Origin of the sequence: Metabacillus sp. B2-18 (assembly GCF_021117275.1) — a bacterium.
Taxonomy (GTDB): Bacteria; Bacillota; Bacilli; order Bacillales; family Bacillaceae; genus Metabacillus.
The window spans coordinates 72,593-95,338 of the sequence record NZ_CP088245.1; the positions used below are offsets into that span (position 1 = coordinate 72,593).

A 22,746-nucleotide genomic window follows, 5' to 3' on the forward strand; every position below is an offset into this window, starting at 1 on the left:
TTGATGATGTTTTCTCTTTTTTCATGTATTGAAGAAGAATGCTAAATTTATTTTTGATATTGACGTATGTGAAATTGAATTGTATTATATTATTTGTGCCTAATAGAGGTCCAATATGGCGGTGTAGCTCAGCTGGCTAGAGCGAGCCGTAAACATCCTGAATCATCTTCCTTTGTAGGCTTGCGAGGAATGTGTCTGACAAGAGACATGACGAGCACGGTTTCCCCCAAGGAGCGTTTGATAACTATGGCGGTGTAGCTCAGCTGGCTAGAGCGAGCCGTAAACATCCTGAATCATCTTCCTTTGTAGGCTTGCGAGGAATGTGTCTGACAAGAGACATGACGAGCACGGTTTTCCCCAAGGAGCGTTTGATAACTATGGCGGTGTAGCTCAGCTGGCTAGAGCGTACGGTTCATACCCGTGAGGTCGTGGGTTCGATTCCCTCCGCCGCTACCATATAAAAACATGATACTTGAGGCCCATTGGTCAAGCGGTTAAGACACCGCCCTTTCACGGCGGTAACACGGGTTCGAATCCCGTATGGGTCATACTTTAAAAACTAGTTGCAGAGATGTAACTAGTTTTTTGTATTTTAAACTAGTTTAGATTATAAACTGAAGGAATTTATATCAATTTAGTTAGTGAACGACAAAACTAACTGGGAACAGGAGCGAAATGTCATTCATAACATATTAGGACTCAAATCACCTCTTTCCCCCCTCAAATAACTCCAAAAAAAGATCTTTACTCTTAAACATGCTCCCCACAATATTCTTTAGACTATTCTTGACCCGATACAACACAATTCACAACAATTTGACGAATAGCATAAGCAAAATACTCTAGAAGAATTAGATATTTGTCGCATACTTCAAAAACAGTCGAACGGTTTTTGGAATAGTTCACCTTCTTTTGACAAATTCCTGAATAGACCTTCGATATAATAGCACCAATATGAATAAGTGGGGGAATGAAAAATGGAAAAAGTAGAAAGAAGGTTAATGGAGCCGATATCTGATTTGGGAATGGACAAAACCCAACAAGTGTTCAATCGAATCTTTCACCGATTTTCATCTAAGCTGCAGCTTTTCCTCTTACATAAAGGAATCATTTATGCCTTGATCGGATTTTTATTGGGACGAGCTATCATTTTGTCGGAGGTATTACCTTTTGCTCTTCCATTCTTCGGCGCTATTTTTCTTATGAAGCGGGATAAAGTAGCATTAGCGGGGCTTTCATTGATTGCTGGGGGTTTAACAGTTTCTTTTGAGGTTGCATTAGTCATCGCAGTATCTATCATTGGTTTTCTTGTTCTGAATCGTTTAACATCCTATCTTTTTAAGGATCAGTTAAGGGTATTACCATTTGTTATCTTTAGTACGGTGGCTCTGACAAGAATTGCCTACTCTTTTGCAATTAAATCATCGCTAACTTTATATGATTATATGATGGCAGGAGTCGAATCAGGCTTATCATTTATATTAACGTTAATTTTTCTTCAGAGTATTCCATTGATATCGGCACGAAAGTATAAGCAATCACTAAAAATTGAAGAAATTATTTGCATTATGATACTTTTAGCCTCGGTGATGACAGGAATGGTAGGAGTTTCTTTCCAAAACCTGCAAGCTGAGCACATTTTCTCGAGATATATTGTTCTCTTGTTTGCATTTATTGGGGGATCTAGCATTGGTTGTACCGTTGGTGTGGTAACGGGGTTAATCTTAAGCTTGGCCAATGTAGGAAACCTTTATCATATGAGTCTTCTCGCCTTTTCCGGATTGTTAGGTGGATTATTACGTGAAGGAAATAAGCTAGGAACTTCAATTGGACTTTTAGTTGGATCAATTCTTATTTCTTTATACGGACAAGGTTCTGCTGACTTAATGACAACATTAATTGAGTCAATGATAGCGATTCTATTATTTTTAATTACTCCAAAAGTAGTAACCGCTCGATTGGCTAAGCATATTCCTGGCACAAATGAACATGCGCATGAGCAACAACAATATGTAAGGAAAATTCGTGATGTAACAGCGCATCGTGTTGAACAATTTTCTCAAGTTTTTAATGCTTTATCAGAGAGTTTTACTACGTTTTATGATAAAGATGAATATGAAGACACAGAACAACGAGAAACTGATTTGTTTTTAAGTAGGATTACAGAAAGTACTTGTCAGCATTGCTTTAAAAAAGAAAAATGCTGGGTGGAAAACTTTGATAAAACATATGAGTTGATGCAAAACATTATGCATGAAAATAAGCAAAATACGTACCAGAATAATATGAAATTAAAGAAAGAGTTTGATCGACATTGTTCTAAGGCAAGTAGAGTAGAAGAAGCAATTGAGCAGGAAATCAACTATTTTCAAGCAAATCAAAAGCTGAAGAAAGAGGTTCAGGAAAGTCGCAGATTAGTTGCTGAACAGCTATTAGGTGTATCGAATGTTATGGGAGATCTGTCAAAGGAAATTAAAAGAGAAAGAGAAAATCATTTTGTTCAGGAAGAACAGATCTTAGATGCATTGCAAAACTTTGGCATTGAAATTGTAAACGTTGATATTTATAGCGTGGAACAAGGAAATGTTGATATAGAGATGAGTATTCCTTTCTGTAATGGACATGGAGAGTGTGAAAAAATTATAGCTCCAATGTTGTCTGATATCTTGGAGGAATCCATTATCGTTAAAAAAGAGGAATGTGCAAATTACCCTAATTGTTATTGTCATGTTTCATTTGGATCAGCTAAAAGATACCGAATTGAAACGGGTGTTGCTCATGCAGCAAAGGGAGGCGGATTAGTATCCGGAGATAGTTATTCCATGATTGATCTTGGAGTTGGTAAGTTTGCTGTTGCAATAAGTGATGGAATGGGAAATGGGGTTAGAGCTCATTTTGAAAGTAATGAAACGATTAAGCTACTTCAGAAAATATTACAATCTGGTATTGAAGAAAAAGTGGCAATTAAAACAATTAACTCTATTTTAAGTTTAAGAACAACAGATGAAATTTTCTCAACGTTAGATTTAGCAATTATCGATTTACAGGATGGTAGCAGTAAATTCTTGAAAATTGGTTCTACACCAAGCTTTATCAAACGTGGAGAAAAGATTATAAAAATCCAGGCTAGTAATCTACCTATGGGCATTATAGAGGATTTTGATGTTGATGTTGTTGGCGAGAAGCTTAAAGCGGGAGATTTATTGATTATGATGAGTGATGGAATTTTTGAAGGTCCTAAACATGTTGAAAATTATGATCTATGGATGAAGCGTAAAATTAGTGAAATGAAAACAACGGATCCTCAGGAAATAGCTGATTTGATTATGGAAGAGGTGATTAGAACAAGATCAGGAAAAATAGAAGATGATATGACAGTTGTTGTTTCATCTATTGAGCATAATACACCTAAATGGGCAAGCATCCCTGTTTCCTCAAAGAAAATAGGATAATAATAGAGTATAAAATAAGCCCCTTCTGGCGAGTATGGTAATAGTCTATTTTTCTGTTAAGCAAAGGGAAAAATTTTGGAGAATGAAAATCATCTCTCTAGGAGGGTAAACATGGAGAAAGGTCATTTAAAACAAATTTTATTAATCACTGATGGTTGCTCAAATCATGGGGAAGATCCAATTGCAATGGCAGCATTAGCTAATGAACAAGGAATCACAGTTAATGTAATTGGTGTATTAGAGGAAAATGTAATCGACCAAGAATCACTCCAAGAAGTTGAAGGGATTGCGATGTCTGGTGGAGGAGTACATCAAATTGTCTATGCACATCAGCTTTCACAAACTGTTCAACATGTAACAAGAAAGGCAATGACTCAAACACTTCAAGGTGTTGTGAATAAAGAACTTCAACAAATTTTAGGTAAGAGTACCTCAATGGAAGAGCTGCCACCTGAAAAGCGTGGTGAAGTTATGGAGGTAGTGGATGAACTTGGTGAGACGGCTAGTTTAGAAATTCTCATTTTAGTTGATACAAGTGCTAGTATGAAACCGAAGTTACCAACTGTAAAGGAAGCATTATTAGATCTGTCAATAAGTCTAAATTCTAGAATAGGTGATAATCGTTATGCTGTGCTGGTATTTCCTGGGAAAAAGGATGAGGTTGAAAAAGTGCTTGATTGGACACCAAAATTAGAATCTTTATCATCTATTTTTCCGAAATTATCTACAGGTGGTATTACGCCGACTGGTCCAGCAATAAGAGAAGCCATTCAGCATTTTAAGAAAAAACGCTCCCTAAAAAGTTTATTAAGAAACGAAGAAGATTACTACGATGAATCAGGCATGTAATCTTTCACCAGGAACAACGATTGTTGGAAAATGGAATGGGGAGAGTTACACCATTATAAAAGCGCTTGGACAAGGTGCAACAGGCAGTGTTTACTTAGGTGATAGTAGACAAGGTAAAGTAGCAATTAAGCTTAGTGAAAATAGCATGGCGATTACTTCTGAGGTAAATGTGCTAAAACATTTTTCTAAGGTCCAAGGTACTTCACTTGGGCCTTCTTTGCTTGATGTAGATGATTGGAAAGATCATTCCCAAAAATTAACTTCATTTTATGTAATGGAATATGTACAAGGAAAAAACTTTCTTGAATTTGTTGAACAAAGAGGAATAGAGTGGTCTACTGTACTCACACTTCAGTTACTTACCAATTTGGAAAAACTTCATCAGGAAGGTTGGGTATTTGGAGACTTAAAACCTGAAAATTTAATTGTGTCAGGTCCACCACCTAAAATAAGATGTATTGATGTTGGAGGCACAACCCAGCAAGGGCGATCTATTAAAGAGTTCACAGAGTTTTTTGATAGAGGCTATTGGGGAATGGGTAACCGTAAAGCAGAGCCAACATATGACTTGTTCTCGGTTGCAATGATTATTATTAATGCTGCCTATCCGAAACGATTTAAGAAAATGAGTGATCGTGATGGACAAGCCCAGTTAATGGATAAAATCAATCAGCATCCTTTTTTAAATCAACATAGAGATGTTTTACAACAAGCATTATTAGGGAAATACACTAATGCGCAGGAAATGAAGTCAGGCTTTATTCAGTTATTATCTAATAAAGCTAGTAAAGATAAACCTCGTTCACAGTCATATCAAACAAGGGTATCCAAGCAACAACAAAGCCCTCCAAAAGGAAGGCAATCAACAAAGAAAAAAACACAGCCTCAACCTCAACATTCTAGAACACAAGTGAAACAGAATAAAAAGAAACAGAAGAAAAGAAGTCATGTTCTTGAGACACTAGTTATTTTAATAGGTGTTTTTGTTGTCTATTCACTTTATGTTTACCATGTTCTAATGTAAAAATGTTAATTTGTAGTAAAAATATGTTGAATATGTGAACGAGGCCTTTCTTTTTTGTTTTTCTTACCAGAAAAGTGGTAGGATTATTATAGGTTAAAACCATAGCAATTCGTTAAAAGAGGGGAAAATGGTGAAAAATTTTGAGGCCATTATTCAAAAACAGCAATTGTTTGAAGATAGATCAACAATTGTAGTAGGTGTTTCTGGTGGTCCTGACTCACTAGCATTGCTTCATTTACTCTATCAAGTTAGAGATAAAATGAACCTTAATATTGTGGCAGCACATGTTGATCATATGTTTAGGGGAGAGCAATCTGAAGATGAGATGCATTTTGTTATCAACTTCTGTAAGGAATATCAAATAACCTGTGAAGCAACACAAATCAATGTTTCTGCTTATGCTAAAACAAGAAAAATAAGTGCTCAAGTTGCTGCAAGGGAATGTCGTTATCAATTTTTTATAGAAGTCTTAGATAAATATCAAGCCGACTATCTAGCGCTTGGTCATCATGGAGATGACCAGGTGGAAACCATATTAATGAGAATGGTAAGAGGTAGTACGGGTGAGGCATTAGCTGGTATGAAAATGAAGCGACCTTATCATAATGGGTTTCTAATAAGACCTCTTTTAGCCTATTCCAAGCAAGAAATTCTTGATTATTGTAAAGAAAATGAGTTAATGCCAAGATTTGATCCAAGTAATGAGAAAACTGATTACACAAGAAATCGATTTAGGAAGCATGTTCTTTCCTTTTTAAAACAAGAAAATCCACTTGTTCATGAAAGATTTCGCTATTTTAGTGAAACCTTATTAGAGGATGAATCGTATTTACAGGTATTAACCGAGGAAAGCATGAATAAAGTAATCAAAAGAAAAGAAAAATCGGCTGTTGAAATGGATATCAAAAGGTTCTTAAGCCTACCTTTGCCTTTACAAAGAAGAGGGATTAAACTAATATTAAACTATCTATATGTAAATATTCCATCTTCCCTTTCTTCTATACATATTGAGAGTTTGCAGGCGCTGCTCTCGCAGAATCACCCTTCAGGTTCACTGGATTACCCAGACGGTTTAAAAGTGATAAAGTCATATCATACGTGTTTGTTTACTTTTGAACATAAAGAAGCAATAGAATATTGCTTAGATCTTACTATCCCTTCTGTTTTGTCAATCCCAAACGGGAATGGCAGCATATCCTGCAGTTTTGTTAGTGAAACTGGGGTTCATGCAAAGGGTAACGACATATTTCTACTTAATAGTCGGGATCTATATGAACCTTTAATCGTACGAACACGAAAACAGGGAGATAAAATGAAATTGAAAGGCATGAACGGTACAAAAAAGGTAAAAGATATATTTATTGATGAGAAAATCCCATTACATAGCCGGCATTCATGGCCAATCGTAGAAGATGGAAAAGGGAACATCCTTTGGATTCCTGGTCTAAAAAAGTCTAGTTATGAGGCTGAGAATATAGAAGGGGATGGATGTATTGTATTACAATTCAGGAGCTAATCTTCTAGGGGGCACACATTAATGAGACAAGACATTGAAGAAATTTTAGTAACATCCGAGCAAATCCAAGAAAAGGTAAAAGAGCTTGGAGCAATCCTAACAGAGGATTATAAGGACTCATTTCCACTTGCAATAGGTGTTCTAAAAGGGGCAATGCCTTTTATGGGCGACCTATTAAAGAACATTGATACATATTTGGAAATGGACTTTATGGATGTTTCGAGTTATGGAACATCAACAGTTTCTTCTGGAGAAGTAAAAATTATCAAGGACTTGGATACTTCAGTGGAGGGAAGAGACATCCTGATCATTGAAGATATCATTGATAGTGGTTTAACACTAAGCTATCTTGTTAAACTATTCCGCTATCGTAAGGCAAAATCAATCAAAATTGTTACACTGCTTGACAAACCAACTGGAAGAAAAGCTGATATTAACGCAGACTATGTAGGCTTTGAAGTACCAGATGCCTTTGTTGTAGGGTATGGATTAGACTATGTGGAAAAGTACCGAAATCTTCCATATATTGGAGTGTTAAAGCCTGAGATTTATCAAAAATAATCTCAATTTCTAATTTGTTGTATTACCATGATTTTCTATGATACTATTTAAAATAGTCGTGTTTACTGTGGGAGGAGGTAAGGAATGAATCGGATCTTCCGTAATACCATATTTTATTTACTAATATTTTTAGTCATCATTGGAGTTGTTAGCTTCTTTACAGGTGCTAATCCTAAAACGGAGCAAATAACGTATAATGAATTCATTTCTGACTTAAATAATGGAAATGTAACAGAAATGACTGTACAGCCGGTTCGAGGTGTATTTGAAGTAAGAGGTAAAATGAAAGGTTATTCAGAAGACGAAACCTTTCTAACGTACATACCAACGGAACAAGGATTGGATCGTGTTGATAAAGCTGCTGAAGCAAACAATGTAAACAAATTGGATGTTGCGCCAGCTGAAGAAACAAGTGGATGGGTTACATTTTTCACATCAATCATTCCATTCGTTATTATCTTTATTTTATTCTTCTTCTTACTTAACCAAGCTCAGGGCGGTGGTAGCCGTGTTATGAACTTCGGTAAAAGTAAAGCCAAGCTTTACAGTGAGGAAAAGAAAAAGGTTAAGTTTAAAGATGTAGCGGGTGCTGATGAAGAGAAGCAAGAACTAGTCGAGGTTGTTGAATTCCTAAAAGATCCTCGTAAATTTGCCGAGCTAGGCGCAAGAATTCCTAAGGGTGTTCTATTAGTAGGACCTCCAGGTACCGGTAAAACATTGCTTGCAAGAGCAGTTGCAGGTGAAGCGGGAGTACCGTTCTTCTCAATCAGTGGTTCTGATTTCGTTGAGATGTTTGTCGGTGTCGGGGCTTCACGTGTTCGTGATTTATTTGAAAATGCGAAGAAAAATGCTCCATGTATTATCTTTATTGATGAAATAGATGCGGTTGGTCGTCAACGTGGTGCTGGTTTAGGTGGAGGACACGATGAGCGTGAACAAACCCTTAACCAATTACTTGTTGAGATGGATGGTTTTGGAGCTAATGAAGGTATTATCATTATTGCTGCAACAAACAGACCTGATATTCTTGATCCTGCGTTATTACGTCCAGGTCGTTTTGACCGTCAAATTACGGTTGACCGCCCAGATGTAAATGGTCGTGAGGCAGTACTTAAAGTTCATGCTCGTAATAAACCGTTAGATGAGTCAGTCGATTTAAAAGCAATTGCTGCTCGTACGCCTGGATTCTCGGGTGCGGATTTAGAGAACCTGTTAAATGAAGCGGCACTTGTTGCAGCAAGGCAGGATAAAAAGAAAATTGACAACACAGATCTTGATGAAGCAACAGACCGAGTAATTGCTGGTCCTGCTAAAAAGACTCGTGTTATTTCCAAGAAAGAACGTAATATTGTTGCTTATCATGAAGCGGGACATACAATTATTGGTGTCGTGTTAGATGAAGCAGATATGGTTCATAAAGTAACCATTGTCCCTCGTGGTCAAGCAGGTGGATATGCAGTTATGTTACCTAAAGAAGATCGTTACTTTATGACAAAACCTGAATTACTTGATAAAATCACTGGTTTACTTGGTGGTCGTGTAGCTGAGGAAATTGTCTTCGGTGAAGTAAGTACAGGAGCACATAATGACTTCCAAAGAGCGACCAACATTGCTCGTAAAATGGTTACTGAATATGGAATGAGTGAGAAACTTGGTCCATTGCAATTTGGTCAATCTCAGGGTGGTCAAGTGTTCTTAGGACGCGATATCCATAATGAGCAAAACTATAGTGATGCTATAGCACATGAAATTGATATGGAAATTCAACGTTTCATCAAGGAAAGCTATGAGCGTGCACGACAAATACTTACTGATAATCGTGAGAAGCTTGAATTAATTGCTCAAACATTATTAGAGGTTGAAACTCTTGATGCAGCTCAAATCTCAAGTCTTGTTGAAAAAGGCAAGCTTCCAGATCGTCCGGTAACAAGTAACCAGGAAAATGGTGAAAGTTCAGATGATGTAAAAGTGAATATTAACAGTAAAAAAGAAGATGAGCAATCTTCTGAGAAATAATAGAAAAAAGATCGATGACATATACTGTTGTCGATCTTTTTTATGTACAAAAAGATGAACAAATAGTGTGATCTGCTAACCTTTATACATTTTTGTTATTCTTACCTATTCACGGTAGTTTCAAAGATGGAAGTAGAGTAACTTTATGATAAAATATAACAGGAATGTCAATATAAAATAGAACAGATAAAGTGGTGATCCTTTTGATTCTTGTATTGGATGTAGGAAATACAAATACTGTTTTGGGTGTATATGAACAGGATGCTTTAAAGCATCATTGGAGAATAGAAACGAGTCGAAACAAAACAGAAGATGAGTTTGGTATGTTGATAAAGAACTTATTTGAACATGTGAATATATCCTTCAAGCAAATTGAAGGTATTATTATTTCATCGGTTGTACCACCGATCATGTTTGCGCTGGAGAGAATGTGTAGTAAATATTTTGACATAAAACCGCTGGTTGTTGGTCCAGGGATTAAAACAGGTTTAAACATAAAATATGAAAATCCCCGCGAGGTTGGAGCTGACAGAATCGTCAATGCAGTTGCAGGCATTCAGGATTATGGAAGCCCCCTTATTATTGTTGATTTTGGCACAGCTACTACGTACTGCTATGTGAATGAAGAAAAGCAGTACATGGGTGGTGCTATTGCCCCGGGAATAAATATTTCTACAGAGGCTCTCTATTCAAGAGCTGCTAAGCTTCCAAGAATAGAAATTACTCGACCTGATCATATCATTGGGAAAAATACAGTAAGTGCGATGCAAGCAGGTATTTTATATGGATATGTTGGTCAAGTTGAAGGTATTGTTAAACGGATGAAAGAACAATCTAATAAAGTACCTAAAGTTATTGCGACTGGAGGACTTGCTTCCTTGATTGCTAAGGAATCTGATTGTATTGATATTGTTGATCCATTTCTAACATTAAGAGGTTTACAACTAATTTATGAACGTAATGTTCATGCATAAGTATTTTTTCTAAGGTGCCGGTTACAGGGTACAATAAGAAGGGAGTTAACTATGAACGACTATTTAATAAAAGCCATGGGATATAACAATCAAGTAAGGGCATATGCAACAAGAACGACAGAAACAGTTGCCGAAGCTCAAAGAAGACATCAAACATGGCCTACAGCATCTGCAGCTTTAGGACGTGCTATGACAGCGGGAGTTATGATGGGTTCTATGTTAAAAGGTAACGCAAAGCTGACCATTAAGGTTGAAGGAAAAGGTCCGATTGGCGTTATCCTTGTTGATAGCAATTCAAAAGGTGAAGTAAGAGGATATGTGACAAACCCTCAAACTCATTTTGATTTAAATGCTCAGGGTAAGCTTGATGTGGCAAGAGCTGTTGGAACGGATGGAATGCTGACAGTTGTGAAGGATCTTGGATTAAAGGATAACTTTTCTGGACAAGTACCAATTGTTTCTGGTGAATTAGGAGAAGACTTTACATATTATCTTGTTACATCTGAACAAGTTCCTTCGTCTGTAGGAGTAGGAGTTTTAGTTAATCCTGATAATACAATCCTAGCTTCAGGTGGATTTATTATTCAGTTGCTCCCAGGAACGGATGATGAAACAATTACTGAAATAGAAAATAGATTAAACAGTATTGAGCCTATCTCTAAGTTAATCCAAAGAGGTTTAACACCTGAAGAGATTTTAGATGAAGTGCTTGGTAAAGGAAATGTAAAGATTCTCGAAAAACAACCTGTTTCATTCCGTTGTCAGTGTTCAAAAGAACGAATTGAAAATGCCATCGTTAGTTTGGGAGTAGACGAGATTCAGTCAATGATTGATGATGAAGGTCAAGCTGAAGCGCAGTGTCATTTTTGTAATGAAACCTACTTGCTTACTAGAGAGGACTTAGAGGAATTAAAGAAAGCCGCAAGTCAATAACGATAAGTTTTACCGGGAGTTGGAAAGAGTGAGCGGGAAAACATTATGGAGTGTTATTTTCGGCTTAGTTATTCTAAATTGCTTAACTATTGCATATTTTATTAATCCTTATGGAGTTCTTCCTGTTAATGGGGATGAACAGGAAGATGAAGTCATTGCAACGATTGGTGAAACAACCATCACAAGAGAACAATGGATGGCCGAGCTGGAAACACACTATGGCAAAGACACATTAAGAGAATTAGTGAACTTGAAGGTTGTTGAGGAACTTGCTGAAAAATACGATCTATCAGTATCTGATGAGGTTATTGAACGGGAACTAACTTTTTATAAATCAATGTATACATCTCTAGATGAAGAACAGTTTTCCGAAGAGCAGAATTGGGAAGAGCAAATCCGATATAGTATTTTATTAGAGGAGCTTTTAACAAAAGATGTTGAGGTTCCTGAAGAAGATCTTCGCTCATTTTATGAAAATAATAAAGAACTCTATGATATAAAAGATATCTATCACTTGTCACATATTGTTGTCAAAACAGAAGAAGAAGCAAAAGCTATTATCAAAGAACTTGCCGGCGGTTCTAGCTTTGAAGCTTTAGCACTCGAGGTATCAATTGATGAATTTACAGCAAATCAGGGTGGAGATATCGGCTTTATCTCTACAGACAATGATTATGTCTCGAAGGAATACTTGGAGATTGCTCCTGAGCTTTCTGCAGGAGACTGGAGTCACCCGATAAAGGTGAATATGGGTTATGCTGTTCTGCTCCTAAAGGAAAAATTGGCTGGTAAAACGTATTCGTATGATGAGGTAAAGGACCAGATCCGTAGACAAATAGCACTTGAGCAAATGGAAGGGTCTGTGACTGCAGAGCCATTGTGGCAAGAGATTGGTGTATCTTGGTTTTATGAAAATGAAATAGGGAAAAATTAGTACAAATAGCATAAAAGGTTTTGACAATTTTGAATTAAATTGATATATTACTCTTATAAATCCAATAAATTTACTCGGGATAGAGGAGGAATAGTATGGCACGTGTAGCAAATTCTATACATGAATTAATTGGTGAAACACCGGTTGTAAAGTTAAACAGACTTGTTGATGATAATAGTGCAGATGTATACCTAAAACTAGAGTTTATGAACCCTGGAAGTAGTGTTAAAGATCGTATTGGACTTGCTATGATCGAAGCTGCAGAAAAGAAGGGTGATTTAAAACCTGGCGACACAATCATTGAGCCTACTAGTGGTAACACTGGAATCGGTTTAGCGATGGTAGCAGCAGCTAAGGGGATTAATGCGATTTTAGTTATGCCTGATACAATGAGCTTAGAGCGTAGAAACCTGCTACGTGCATATGGAGCAGAATTAGTGCTAACTCCTGGAGCTGAAGGTATGGGAGGAGCAATCCGTAAAGCTGAAGAGCTTGCAAAAGAGCATGGTTACTTTATGCCTCAACAATTTAAAAATGAAGCAAACCCTGAAGTACACCGTTTAACTACTGGTAAAGAGATTGTTGAACAAATGGGCGATCAACTAGATGCGTTTATCGCAGGTATTGGTACAGGTGGGACAATCACAGGTGCTGGTTCTGTTTTAAAAGAAAACTATTCATCTATTAAAATTTATGCAGTTGAGCCTACAGATTCTCCGGTTCTTTCAGGCGGAAAACCAGGTCCACATAAAATCCAAGGTATTGGTGCTGGATTCGTACCAGATATCTTAAATACAAATGTTTATGACGAAATCATCACTGTTAAAAACGAGGAAGCATTTGAAACAGCTAGAAGAGCAGCTAAAGAAGAAGGTATTCTTGGCGGTATCTCTTCAGGTGCAGCAATTTTTGCAGCTTTAAAAGTAGCTAAGGAATTAGGAAAAGGTAAAAAAGTATTAGCTGTTATCCCAAGTAACGGTGAGCGTTACTTAAGTACACCTTTATATCAATTTGATTTATAAATTAAACTTTTAGAAGGGGCTGACTTTGTCAGCTCCTTTTTATTTTAATGATTCCTATACTTGTTGTGTTTTTATATTTCCTCTAGGTAAGCAGCATACTAATTTTATAAGAAAAAGCTAAAATACTATGTTTTCTTTCACACAATTATGTAAAATGGATATAAGAGTTTTAAAGGAGAGATTAGTCATGCAACACAGACGGGCATCGTTAAGTATACATTTTGATTATGAACAAGATTTCTTTAATCAATATAAGTACCTTACACAAGATGAAGAACAGCATGCCATCTTAGAAAGTGGTCGTGGTGGAAGATATAGTATCGCGGGTATTAAGCCTATAGCCTCGGTAATGGGAAAAAATGAGCAGCTGATGATAACAAATGAACAAGGAACCATTGTAAAAGAGGGAAAGCCTCTTGATCTTTTTAAAGATTGGTTCCAACAGTACTATACTGAATCAGATCCTAATCTCCCGGATTTTCAAGGTGGTGCCATTGGTTTTATTAGCTATGATTGTGTGCGACATTTTGAAAAATTACCTGCTGTAGCTGTAGATGATTTAGAAACACCTGATATATATTTTCTTCTTTTTGATGATGTAGCTGTTTATGATCATCAGACGTCCAAGCTATGGTTAATCACTCACTATTATCATGAACAAGAAAAACAGCAGGCTGAGAATAAACTGCAGAAAATGAAGGATAGTTGGACCTCTGAAGTAAAGAACGTTAAACAACCAGAGTTAATATTAAATGGACCATCATCTAACCCAATAACATTTTCTGAAAAGGGATTTAAAAAAGCTGTTGAAGCAATTAAAACCTATATTAGTCAAGGAGATGTTTTCCAAGTTAATTTGTCTGTAAGACAGCATTTTGCATTGGAAAACAATCCATTTAAAATTTATGAGACATTGCGTAAAGTCAATCCGTCTCCATATATGGCTTATTTACATTTTCCTGAATTTCAAATAATAAGTGGCTCCCCGGAATTACTTGTTAAAAGACAAGGTGATGTTGTAAGTACACGACCAATTGCAGGTACTCGTTCAAGAGGGAAAGATGAGCAAGAAGATTTAAAACTTGCAAATGAGTTGGTTGAAAATGAAAAAGAAAGAGCCGAACATGTGATGCTTGTTGATTTGGAGCGCAATGACCTCGGAAGAGTTTGTGAATATGGCTCTGTTCATGTAAATGAATTTATGGTCATTGAAAAATATTCACATGTGATGCATATTGTTTCAAATGTGAAAGGGACATTAAAAAGAGAAGCAAATTATACAGATGTTATCAAAGCGACCTTCCCAGGTGGTACAATTACAGGAGCACCTAAAGTAAGAACAATGGAAATTATTGAAGAGCTTGAACCAACCCGAAGAGGAATTTATACAGGTTCAATAGGTTGGATCGGCTTTGATGAAAATATGGAATTAAATATTGTCATTCGTACAATGATCACAAAAGATGGATTTGGGTATGTTCAATCTGGGGCAGGGATTGTTATTGATTCTAATCCGGATTATGAATATAAAGAAGCTTTAAAGAAGGCAAGAGCGTTAGTTCAAGCTATTGAGTTGAGCAAAGAAGAGAAAATATTAGGTTGAGGTGAGTATAGTGATTTTAATGATTGATAATTATGATTCATTTACATTTAATTTAGTTCAGTATTTAGGTGAATTAGGTGAAGAATTGATTGTTAAGAGAAATGACGAGATAACAATCGCGGAAATTGAAGAGTTAAATCCACAATTTTTAATGATTTCCCCTGGACCATGCAGTCCTAATGAAGCAGGTATTAGCATGGAAGCTATCGAATATTTCGCTGGGAAAATTCCTATCTTTGGAGTATGTCTTGGTCATCAGTCAATTGCTCAAGTATTCGGTGGAGATGTAGTACGTGCAGAGCGTTTGATGCATGGTAAAACATCAGAGATGCATCACAACGGTGAGACGATCTTTAATGGAATGGAGAATCCATTTACTGCCACTCGTTATCATTCTTTAATTGTAAAAAATGAAACGTTACCGGACTGCTTAGAAGTAACGGCATGGACGGATGAAAATGAAATTATGGCCCTCCGCCATAAAACATTACCCATTGAAGGGGTGCAATTTCATCCTGAGTCGATAATGACTACATTCGGTAAAGACCTACTTAGAAATTTTATTACTCAATATAAACCTTTAGAAAAGAGCTAATAAGCGTGTATATATACAGTAATTCACAGTTTATAAAAGATTCAGAAGCCACGATTTCTCCATTTGATCATGGCTTTCTTTATGGCTTAGGGGTTTTTGAAACATTTAGAATTTATAAGGGTTTTCCTTTTTTGCTATATGATCATTTAGCCAGGCTACAACAGGCAGTGGATGAATTAGGAATCTTATATAGAATTGATTATGAAGAAATGTATGAGATGATTCAGGAGCTTTTAAAGATAAATAATTGTCAAAATGAAGATGTTACAGTGCGTTTAAACATCTCAGCTGGTATTGGAGAGGTTGGAAAACTCCTTCAGGATTATCATAAGCCGACAATCATGTGTTTTATTAGAAAAGCTCCACAAGTTAATATGATCGAAAAGGAAGCTGCTATTCTTAACTTAAGAAGAAACACACCTGAAGGAAAGGAACGTTTAAAATCCCATCACTACTTAAACAATATTTTAGGAAAGCGGGAACTTCAAGCAACTCCAAATTTGGAAGGTATCTTTCTTACTGAAAAAGGGTATGTGGCAGAAGGTATTGTTTCTAATATCTTTTGGGTGAAGGAAGGCATTGTGTACACACCATCACTAGAGACTGGAATTTTGAATGGAATTACAAGACAGTTTATCACCAAGTGTTTGGAGAGATTAGAAATTCCATTATGTGAAGGTTTTTACGATAAAGAACATTTGTTCGGTTCTACTGAGGTGATTTTAACAAATTCGTCTCAAGAGATTGTTCCAGTTAAAAAAATACATGAGCAATATTTCCAAGGGAATGACGGGGAGTACAGTAAGAAGTTAACTGAGTTGTATCTTCACTATAAGACCAAACTATTAAGTATACATGAGTTATAAAGGATTGAGGATAATGGAAATTTTAACAAAGCAACAGATTATAGAGTGTGGAGATTATACTCTTAATTATCATGATAAAACGTTAATCATGGGGATCTTAAATATAACACCTGATTCATTTTCCGATGGAGGAAAATTTAGCAGCATAGACCTTGCGATTGATCGTGCGGAGGAAATGCTTAAACAGGGTGCAGACATAATTGATATTGGTGGAGAATCAACTAGACCTGGAGCTAGTACAGTCACACAGGAAGAAGAGTTAGATCGTGTTATTCCTGTTATAAAAAATCTTTCCCATGTTATTAAAGCTCCGATATCAATTGATACTTATAAAGCAGAAGTAGCTAAACAAGCAATAGAAGCAGGAGCATCAATCATAAATGATGTTTGGGGAGCGAAGGCTGATCCAAATATGGCAAAGGTTGCAGCAGAATACGATGTACCGATTATTTTAATGCATAATCGAACAAATAAAGATTATGAACAGCTAATACCTGATATGATTGTAGACTTAATGGAATCTGTGACAATTGCCAAAGAAGCAGGAGTAAAGGATGAGAAAATCATTCTTGATCCAGGGATCGGATTTGCAAAAACAATGGATGACAACCTTGAGGTTATGAGAAATCTCGATGCTTTTGTCCAGCTAGGATATCCTGTGTTGTTAGGTACTTCGAGAAAAACATTTATAGGACATATTCTTGATGTTCCTCCAACGGAACGTATGGAGGGAACAGGTGCAACGGTTTGTTTAGGAATACAAAAGGGATGCCAAATTATAAGAATACATGATGTGTTAGAGATGTCCAGAATGGCTAAAATGATGGATGTTATGTTAGGTAAAGGAGGAATAAACAATCGATAAAATATATGTAGATAGTATGGAGTTTTACGGATACCATGGTGTATTTCAAGAGGAAAATAAGCTTGGTCAACGTTTTAGAGTAGACCTAGTTGTTGAGTTGGATTTAAAAAAGGCTGGAGAAACTGATGAATTAGAGTATAGTGTTAACTATGCATCTTTATATAAATGCTGCAAGGATATAGTTGAAGGCAAGCCTTATAAGCTAGTAGAATCTGTAGCAGAACAGATTGCAAAGAAACTACTAACAGAATTCCCGCTTATTCATTTTTGTGAAGTGAAAGTGATTAAGCCAGACCCTCCAATACCTGGACATTATAAGGAAGTAGCTGTTGAAATTAAAAGGGGAAGAACATGAAAAATGATGTTTATATAGCACTAGGTTCAAATATGGGGAATCGGGAAAGATATCTTCTCGATGCTATAAAGAAAATCAATCAACATCCTTCTATTAGTGTGGTAAATATTTCCTCCATCTATGAAACAGATCCGATCGGCTTCACAGAACAAGAGCAATTTTTAAATATGGTTATTCATGCTAATACTGATTTAACAGCATCTCAGCTTCTTCTTTGTCTCCAAGAAATTGAAAAATTACTTGACCGAAAAAGGGAAGTGAAATGGGGACCACGAACTTTAGACCTTGACATTTTGTTGTATAATCATGAAAATATTGAAGCAGAACAATTAATTGTTCCTCATCCTAGAATGCATGAACGAGCGTTTGTTCTTATCCCTTTGTATGAATTAAACAAAGACATAAGCATTCCTACTTTAGATAAACCAATTTCAACTATCATAGATCAATTACAAGATAAAGAAGGAGTACGAATATGGAAGCAGAAAAATGGGGTAGACGTATTCGCGCTTTTAGAAAATTAAAAGGATATACCCAAGAGAGTTTTGCCAAGGATCTTGGTGTTTCTGTTTCTGTATTAGGCGAAATAGAAAGAGGAAATCGCGAACCCAGTAAAGAGTTTATAGAGGATGTAGCAAAATCCCTTAATGTAACAGTAGAGGAATTAACCCCAAACTAAACTACTAGCAAAAGGAGGTATGCGGAATGTTTAAGGTTGGCGATATTGAATTAAAGAACAGAGTCGTTTTAGCCCCAATGGCAGGAGTATGTAATGCAGCTTTTAGACTAACAGTTAAAGAGTTTGGCGCTGGATTAGTATGTGCTGAAATGGTAAGTGATAAAGCTATCCTTTTAAAAAATGCAAGAACAATGGGAATGCTTTATATAGATGAACGTGAAAAACCACTAAGCTTACAAATATTCGGTGGTGAAAAGGATACACTTGTTGAAGCGGCTAAATTTGTTGATAAAAATACAACAGCTGATATTATTGATATAAACATGGGATGTCCAGTTCCGAAAATCACAAAATGTGATGCAGGGGCAAAATGGCTTTTAGATCCAAACAAAATTTATGACATGGTATCGGCAGTTGTAGAAGTGGTAGATAAGCCAGTTACAGTTAAAATGCGCATGGGCTGGGATGATGATCATATTTATGCCGTTCAAAATGCCCAAGCGATAGAGCGTGCAGGTGGAAAAGCAGTAGCTCTTCATGGTCGTACTAGAGTACAAATGTATGAAGGTACAGCAAATTGGGATATCATTAAAGAAGTAAAAGAATCTGTTAACATTCCTGTAATAGGAAATGGTGATGTTGCAACACCTCAAGATGCAAAGCGCATGCTAGATGAAACGGGTGTTGACGGTGTTATGATCGGTCGCGCAGCACTAGGAAATCCATGGATGATTTATCGTACGGTTAAATTTTTAGAAACTGGCGAATTGATGGATGAACCTGGTGTGCGTGAGAAGATGGAAGTTTGCAAGCTTCATCTAGATCGTCTAATAGCGTTAAAAAATGAAAATGTAGCAGTTCGTGAAATGAGAAAGCATGCTGCCTGGTACCTAAAGGGTATTAGAGGTAATGCAAAGGTCCGTAATGACATCAATTTAATGAACACTAGAGATGAATTTGTTAATCTATTAGATGAGTTTGTTTTAGAGATGGAAGCAAAAGAAGATAGTGCTAGCCAAGCAGGTTAATATTCAGTTTAGTAGTTATCTATTGTTTTGCTGTTTTTACTGCCAGTATTCCTGGCAGTTTTCTGCTTTTCAATTTGTATAGATAGGAGTGTTAGTATGAGTCAGGAAGAAATGAATCAAGAAGAATTGAGTGATCAACTCAAAGTTAGACGTGAGAAATTACATAATTTAAGAGAAAAAGGGTTAGATCCATTCGGTAAGCGGTTTGAAAGAACACATCAAACTGAAGACATCATTGCTACATACGAAGGAATAGAAAAAGAAGAATTAGATGAAAAAGAAGTAATAGTTACAATAGCGGGAAGAATTATGACCAAACGTGGTAAAGGTAAAGCAGGCTTTGCTCATATCCAAGATTTATCAGGTCAAATTCAAATCTACGTTCGTAAAGATGCAGTAGGTGATGAAGCATATGAGATTTTCAATACTGCTGATCTTGGCGATATCATTGGTGTAACGGGTGTGGTATTTAAAACTAAGGTTGGCGAGCTATCGATAAAAGTGAAATCATTCGAATTGCTGACAAAAGCATTGCGTCCACTACCGGATAAATTCCATGGATTAAAAGATATTGAACAACGTTATCGTCAAAGATACGTAGATTTAATCATGAGTCCTGAAAGTAAGAAAACATTTATTGCGCGTAGTAAAATTATTCAAGCGATGCGACGTTATTTAGATGACCAAGGATATCTAGAAGTTGAAACGCCAACTATGCACTCTATCCCAGGTGGGGCATCTGCACGTCCGTTTATTACACACCATAATGCATTAGATATGCCGTTATACATGCGTATTGCTATAGAATTGCATCTAAAGCGTTTAATCGTAGGTGGATTAGAAAAAGTTTATGAAATTGGTCGTGTATTTAGAAATGAAGGGATTTCTACTCGTCACAATCCTGAATTTACAATGATTGAACTTTACGAAGCATATGCTGATTATCAAGATATCATGACATTAACTGAGAATGTCATTGCTCATTGTGCGAAAGAAGTGTTAGGGACAACAACAGTACAGTACGGAGATTATGAAGTGAATCTTGAGCCGAAGTGGACAAGACTTCATATGGTAGATGCAATTAAAGAACATACAGGTGCTGACTTCTGGAAGGAAATGACGATCGAAGAAGCTAGAACTCTTGCTAAAGAACATAATGTAGAGATTACTGAACATATGCAATATGGCCACATTGTAAATGAGTTCTTTGAACAGAAAGTAGAGGAGAAATTAATTCAACCTACTTTCATCTACGGTCACCCGGTGGAGATTTCTCCTTTAGCTAAGAAAAACGATGAAGATGATCGTTTCACTGACCGTTTTGAGTTGTTTATCGTTGCTCGTGAACACGCAAATGCCTTCACAGAGCTAAACGATCCAATTGACCAAAAGGAAAGATTTGAAGCACAACTTAAAGAACGTGAGCAAGGTAATGATGAAGCTCATATGATGGATGAAGACTTTATTGAAGCTCTAGAATACGGAATGCCTCCAACTGGTGGATTAGGAATTGGAATTGATCGTTTAGTCATGCTTTTAACGAACTCTCCTTCTATTCGTGATGTATTACTATTCCCACAAATGAGACATCGTTAATAAAGAACCCCCCCTGCAAAAATGCAGGGGTTTAATTTTTTTTAAAAAGTACTTGCGTAAGTTTGTTTGCGATGGTATATTAGAATACGTTGCTGCGAAACAGGCAGATAACACACAAATAACGTATAAAAAAACTGTTGACTTTGAGTTTTGGAGTTTGTTATAATATAAAAGTTGTTGTTAAACAATGATCTTTGAAAACTAAACAAAACCAAGCGTGCAAATGTTAATTTCGATTAACAAAAAACGTACTATATAGTACAAACTTTTATGAGCTATATCAACTCTTTATTGGAGAGTTTGATCCTGGCTCAGGACGAACGCTGGCGGCGTGCCTAATACATGCAAGTCGAGCGAACCAATGGGAGCTTGCTCCCTGAGGTTAGCGGCGGACGGGTGAGTAACACGTGGGTAACCTGCCTGTGAGATTGGGATAACTCCGGGAAACCGGAGCTAATACCGGATAATATTTTGAACCGCATGGTTCAAAATTGAAAGACGGCTTCGGCTGTCACTTACAGATGGACCCGCGGCGCATTAGCTAGTTGGTGAGGTAACGGCTCACCAAGGCGACGATGCGTAGCCGACCTGAGAGGGTGATCGGCCACACTGGGACTGAGACACGGCCCAGACTCCTACGGGAGGCAGCAGTAGGGAATCTTCCGCAATGGACGAAAGTCTGACGGAGCAACGCCGCGTGAACGATGAAGGCCTTCGGGTCGTAAAGTTCTGTTGTTAGGGAAGAACAAGTACCAGAGTAACTGCTGGTACCTTGACGGTACCTAACCAGAAAGCCACGGCTAACTACGTGCCAGCAGCCGCGGTAATACGTAGGTGGCAAGCGTTGTCCGGAATTATTGGGCGTAAAGCGCGCGCAGGCGGTTTCTTAAGTCTGATGTGAAAGCCCACGGCTCAACCGTGGAGGGTCATTGGAAACTGGGAAACTTGAGTGCAGAAGAGGAGAGTGGAATTCCACGTGTAGCGGTGAAATGCGTAGAGATGTGGAGGAACACCAGTGGCGAAGGCGACTCTCTGGTCTGTAACTGACGCTGAGGCGCGAAAGCGTGGGGAGCGAACAGGATTAGATACCCTGGTAGTCCACGCCGTAAACGATGAGTGCTAAGTGTTAGAGGGTTTCCGCCCTTTAGTGCTGCAGCAAACGCATTAAGCACTCCGCCTGGGGAGTACGGTCGCAAGACTGAAACTCAAAGGAATTGACGGGGGCCCGCACAAGCGGTGGAGCATGTGGTTTAATTCGAAGCAACGCGAAGAACCTTACCAGGTCTTGACATCCTTCGCTACTTCTAGAGATAGAAGGTTCCCCTTCGGGGGACGAAGTGACAGGTGGTGCATGGTTGTCGTCAGCTCGTGTCGTGAGATGTTGGGTTAAGTCCCGCAACGAGCGCAACCCTTGATCTTAGTTGCCAGCATTCAGTTGGGCACTCTAAGGTGACTGCCGGTGACAAACCGGAGGAAGGTGGGGATGACGTCAAATCATCATGCCCCTTATGACCTGGGCTACACACGTGCTACAATGGATGGTACAAAGGGCTGCAAGACCGCGAGGTCAAGCCAATCCCATAAAACCATTCTCAGTTCGGATTGCAGGCTGCAACTCGCCTGCATGAAGCCGGAATCGCTAGTAATCGCGGATCAGCATGCCGCGGTGAATACGTTCCCGGGCCTTGTACACACCGCCCGTCACACCACGAGAGTTTGTAACACCCGAAGTCGGTGGGGTAACCGTAAGGAGCCAGCCGCCTAAGGTGGGACAGATGATTGGGGTGAAGTCGTAACAAGGTAGCCGTATCGGAAGGTGCGGCTGGATCACCTCCTTTCTAAGGAAAATGAAGCACGCTTGGTATTTTGTTTAGTTTT

At 37.6% G+C, this 22,746-nt stretch carries 19 protein-coding genes, 2 tRNA genes and 1 rRNA gene; all 22 read left to right on the forward strand.

Annotated elements, in window-relative coordinates:
- Positions 1-379: 379 nt before the first annotated feature.
- The 22 genes from LPC09_RS00375 to LPC09_RS00480 all read left to right on the forward strand — a co-directional run bounded on the left by LPC09_RS00375 (position 380) and on the right by LPC09_RS00480 (position 22,706).
- Positions 380-456: transfer RNA gene (locus LPC09_RS00375), tRNA-Met, on the forward strand.
- Positions 457-476: 20 nt separating this feature from the next.
- Positions 477-548, forward strand: a tRNA-Glu gene (locus LPC09_RS00380).
- A gap of 429 nt (positions 549-977) precedes the next feature.
- Positions 978-3,452 (forward strand): stage II sporulation protein E, encoded by a 2,475-nt coding sequence (gene spoIIE / locus LPC09_RS00385; RefSeq protein ID WP_231308780.1) that lies wholly within the window; start codon positions 978-980, stop codon positions 3,450-3,452.
- A 75-nt stretch (positions 3,453-3,527) separates the two neighbouring features.
- Positions 3,528-4,301 carry a vWA domain-containing protein gene (locus tag LPC09_RS00390; protein WP_255301517.1) on the forward strand — a complete coding sequence of 258 codons (774 nt, stop codon included), beginning with the start codon at positions 3,528-3,530 and terminating at the stop codon, positions 4,299-4,301.
- On the forward strand, positions 4,285-5,325 hold the full coding sequence (locus LPC09_RS00395; protein ID WP_098795085.1) for a protein kinase domain-containing protein: 1,041 nt from the start codon (positions 4,285-4,287) through the stop codon (positions 5,323-5,325). The genes LPC09_RS00390 and LPC09_RS00395 overlap by 17 nt, the downstream gene beginning before the upstream one ends.
- Before the next feature lie 127 nt (positions 5,326-5,452).
- Entirely contained in the window at positions 5,453-6,841 is a 1,389-nt protein-coding gene (gene tilS / locus LPC09_RS00400) for a tRNA lysidine(34) synthetase TilS (RefSeq protein ID WP_442920008.1), read from the forward strand.
- 21 nt (positions 6,842-6,862) lie between these two features.
- Positions 6,863-7,402, forward strand: a complete 540-nt coding sequence (hpt, locus tag LPC09_RS00405; protein WP_098795083.1) for a hypoxanthine phosphoribosyltransferase — start codon at positions 6,863-6,865, stop codon at positions 7,400-7,402.
- An 84-nt stretch (positions 7,403-7,486) separates the two neighbouring features.
- A complete protein-coding gene (gene ftsH / locus LPC09_RS00410) occupies positions 7,487-9,418 on the forward strand; it encodes an ATP-dependent zinc metalloprotease FtsH (protein WP_231308782.1) in 1,932 nt (643 codons plus the stop codon).
- A gap of 203 nt (positions 9,419-9,621) precedes the next feature.
- A complete protein-coding gene (locus LPC09_RS00415; protein WP_231308783.1) occupies positions 9,622-10,392 on the forward strand; it encodes a type III pantothenate kinase in 771 nt (256 codons plus the stop codon).
- A 51-nt stretch (positions 10,393-10,443) separates the two neighbouring features.
- Positions 10,444-11,325 (forward strand): Hsp33 family molecular chaperone HslO, encoded by an 882-nt coding sequence (gene hslO, locus LPC09_RS00420; protein WP_231308784.1) that lies wholly within the window; start codon positions 10,444-10,446, stop codon positions 11,323-11,325.
- 28 nt (positions 11,326-11,353) lie between these two features.
- The gene (locus tag LPC09_RS00425) at positions 11,354-12,259 is read left to right on the forward strand and encodes a peptidyl-prolyl cis-trans isomerase (protein WP_231308785.1); all 906 of its coding nucleotides are present in this window, start codon (positions 11,354-11,356) and stop codon (positions 12,257-12,259) included.
- Between the two features lie 95 nt (positions 12,260-12,354).
- The gene (gene cysK, locus LPC09_RS00430) at positions 12,355-13,281 is read left to right on the forward strand and encodes a cysteine synthase A (RefSeq protein WP_098795078.1); all 927 of its coding nucleotides are present in this window, start codon (positions 12,355-12,357) and stop codon (positions 13,279-13,281) included.
- A 187-nt stretch (positions 13,282-13,468) separates the two neighbouring features.
- The gene (locus tag LPC09_RS00435) at positions 13,469-14,884 is read left to right on the forward strand and encodes an anthranilate synthase component I family protein (protein WP_231308786.1); all 1,416 of its coding nucleotides are present in this window, start codon (positions 13,469-13,471) and stop codon (positions 14,882-14,884) included.
- 10 nt (positions 14,885-14,894) lie between these two features.
- Positions 14,895-15,479, forward strand: a complete 585-nt coding sequence (gene pabA, locus LPC09_RS00440; RefSeq protein ID WP_098795076.1) for an aminodeoxychorismate/anthranilate synthase component II — start codon at positions 14,895-14,897, stop codon at positions 15,477-15,479.
- A gap of 5 nt (positions 15,480-15,484) precedes the next feature.
- A complete protein-coding gene (gene pabC / locus LPC09_RS00445) occupies positions 15,485-16,345 on the forward strand; it encodes an aminodeoxychorismate lyase (protein WP_098795075.1) in 861 nt (286 codons plus the stop codon).
- Positions 16,346-16,358: 13 nt separating this feature from the next.
- Positions 16,359-17,210 (forward strand): dihydropteroate synthase, encoded by an 852-nt coding sequence (gene folP / locus LPC09_RS00450; protein WP_098795074.1) that lies wholly within the window; start codon positions 16,359-16,361, stop codon positions 17,208-17,210.
- Positions 17,203-17,565 carry a dihydroneopterin aldolase gene (gene folB / locus LPC09_RS00455; RefSeq protein WP_231309709.1) on the forward strand — a complete coding sequence of 121 codons (363 nt, stop codon included), beginning with the start codon at positions 17,203-17,205 and terminating at the stop codon, positions 17,563-17,565. The genes folP and folB overlap by 8 nt, the downstream gene beginning before the upstream one ends.
- Positions 17,562-18,089 (forward strand): 2-amino-4-hydroxy-6-hydroxymethyldihydropteridine diphosphokinase, encoded by a 528-nt coding sequence (folK, locus tag LPC09_RS00460; RefSeq protein WP_231308787.1) that lies wholly within the window; start codon positions 17,562-17,564, stop codon positions 18,087-18,089. Before folB ends, folK begins: the two co-directional genes overlap by 4 nt.
- Complete coding sequence (locus LPC09_RS00465) at positions 18,041-18,244, forward strand: helix-turn-helix domain-containing protein (RefSeq protein ID WP_098795071.1); 204 nt, start codon at positions 18,041-18,043, stop codon at positions 18,242-18,244. Before folK ends, LPC09_RS00465 begins: the two co-directional genes overlap by 49 nt.
- 26 nt (positions 18,245-18,270) lie before the next feature.
- Positions 18,271-19,272, forward strand: coding sequence for a tRNA dihydrouridine synthase DusB (gene dusB / locus LPC09_RS00470; protein ID WP_231308788.1), 1,002 nt, complete (start codon positions 18,271-18,273; stop codon positions 19,270-19,272).
- Between the two features lie 96 nt (positions 19,273-19,368).
- Positions 19,369-20,868 carry a lysine--tRNA ligase gene (lysS, locus tag LPC09_RS00475; protein ID WP_231308789.1) on the forward strand — a complete coding sequence of 500 codons (1,500 nt, stop codon included), beginning with the start codon at positions 19,369-19,371 and terminating at the stop codon, positions 20,866-20,868.
- A gap of 288 nt (positions 20,869-21,156) precedes the next feature.
- Positions 21,157-22,706 (forward strand): 16S ribosomal RNA (locus LPC09_RS00480).
- The last annotated feature ends 40 nt before the right edge of the window (positions 22,707-22,746 follow it).

Bases quoted from the DNA above. Each gene is read 5' to 3' on its own strand.
- LPC09_RS00465 (WP_098795071.1), top strand. From the start codon at position 18,041: ATGGAAGCAGAAAAATGGGGTAGACGTATTCGCGCTTTTAGAAAATTA.
- folK (WP_231308787.1), top strand. From the start codon at position 17,562: ATGAAAAATGATGTTTATATAGCACTAGGTTCAAATATGGGGAATCGG.
- tilS (WP_442920008.1), top strand. From the start codon at position 5,453: ATGGTGAAAAATTTTGAGGCCATTATTCAAAAACAGCAATTGTTTGAA.
- LPC09_RS00435 (WP_231308786.1), top strand. From the start codon at position 13,469: ATGCAACACAGACGGGCATCGTTAAGTATACATTTTGATTATGAACAA.
- lysS (WP_231308789.1), top strand. From the start codon at position 19,369: ATGAGTCAGGAAGAAATGAATCAAGAAGAATTGAGTGATCAACTCAAA.
- spoIIE (WP_231308780.1), top strand. From the start codon at position 978: ATGGAAAAAGTAGAAAGAAGGTTAATGGAGCCGATATCTGATTTGGGA.
- ftsH (WP_231308782.1), top strand. From the start codon at position 7,487: ATGAATCGGATCTTCCGTAATACCATATTTTATTTACTAATATTTTTA.
- LPC09_RS00395 (WP_098795085.1), top strand. From the start codon at position 4,285: ATGAATCAGGCATGTAATCTTTCACCAGGAACAACGATTGTTGGAAAA.
- hpt (WP_098795083.1), top strand. From the start codon at position 6,863: ATGAGACAAGACATTGAAGAAATTTTAGTAACATCCGAGCAAATCCAA.
- folP (WP_098795074.1), top strand. From the start codon at position 16,359: ATGGAAATTTTAACAAAGCAACAGATTATAGAGTGTGGAGATTATACT.
- dusB (WP_231308788.1), top strand. From the start codon at position 18,271: ATGTTTAAGGTTGGCGATATTGAATTAAAGAACAGAGTCGTTTTAGCC.
- cysK (WP_098795078.1), top strand. From the start codon at position 12,355: ATGGCACGTGTAGCAAATTCTATACATGAATTAATTGGTGAAACACCG.
- hslO (WP_231308784.1), top strand. From the start codon at position 10,444: ATGAACGACTATTTAATAAAAGCCATGGGATATAACAATCAAGTAAGG.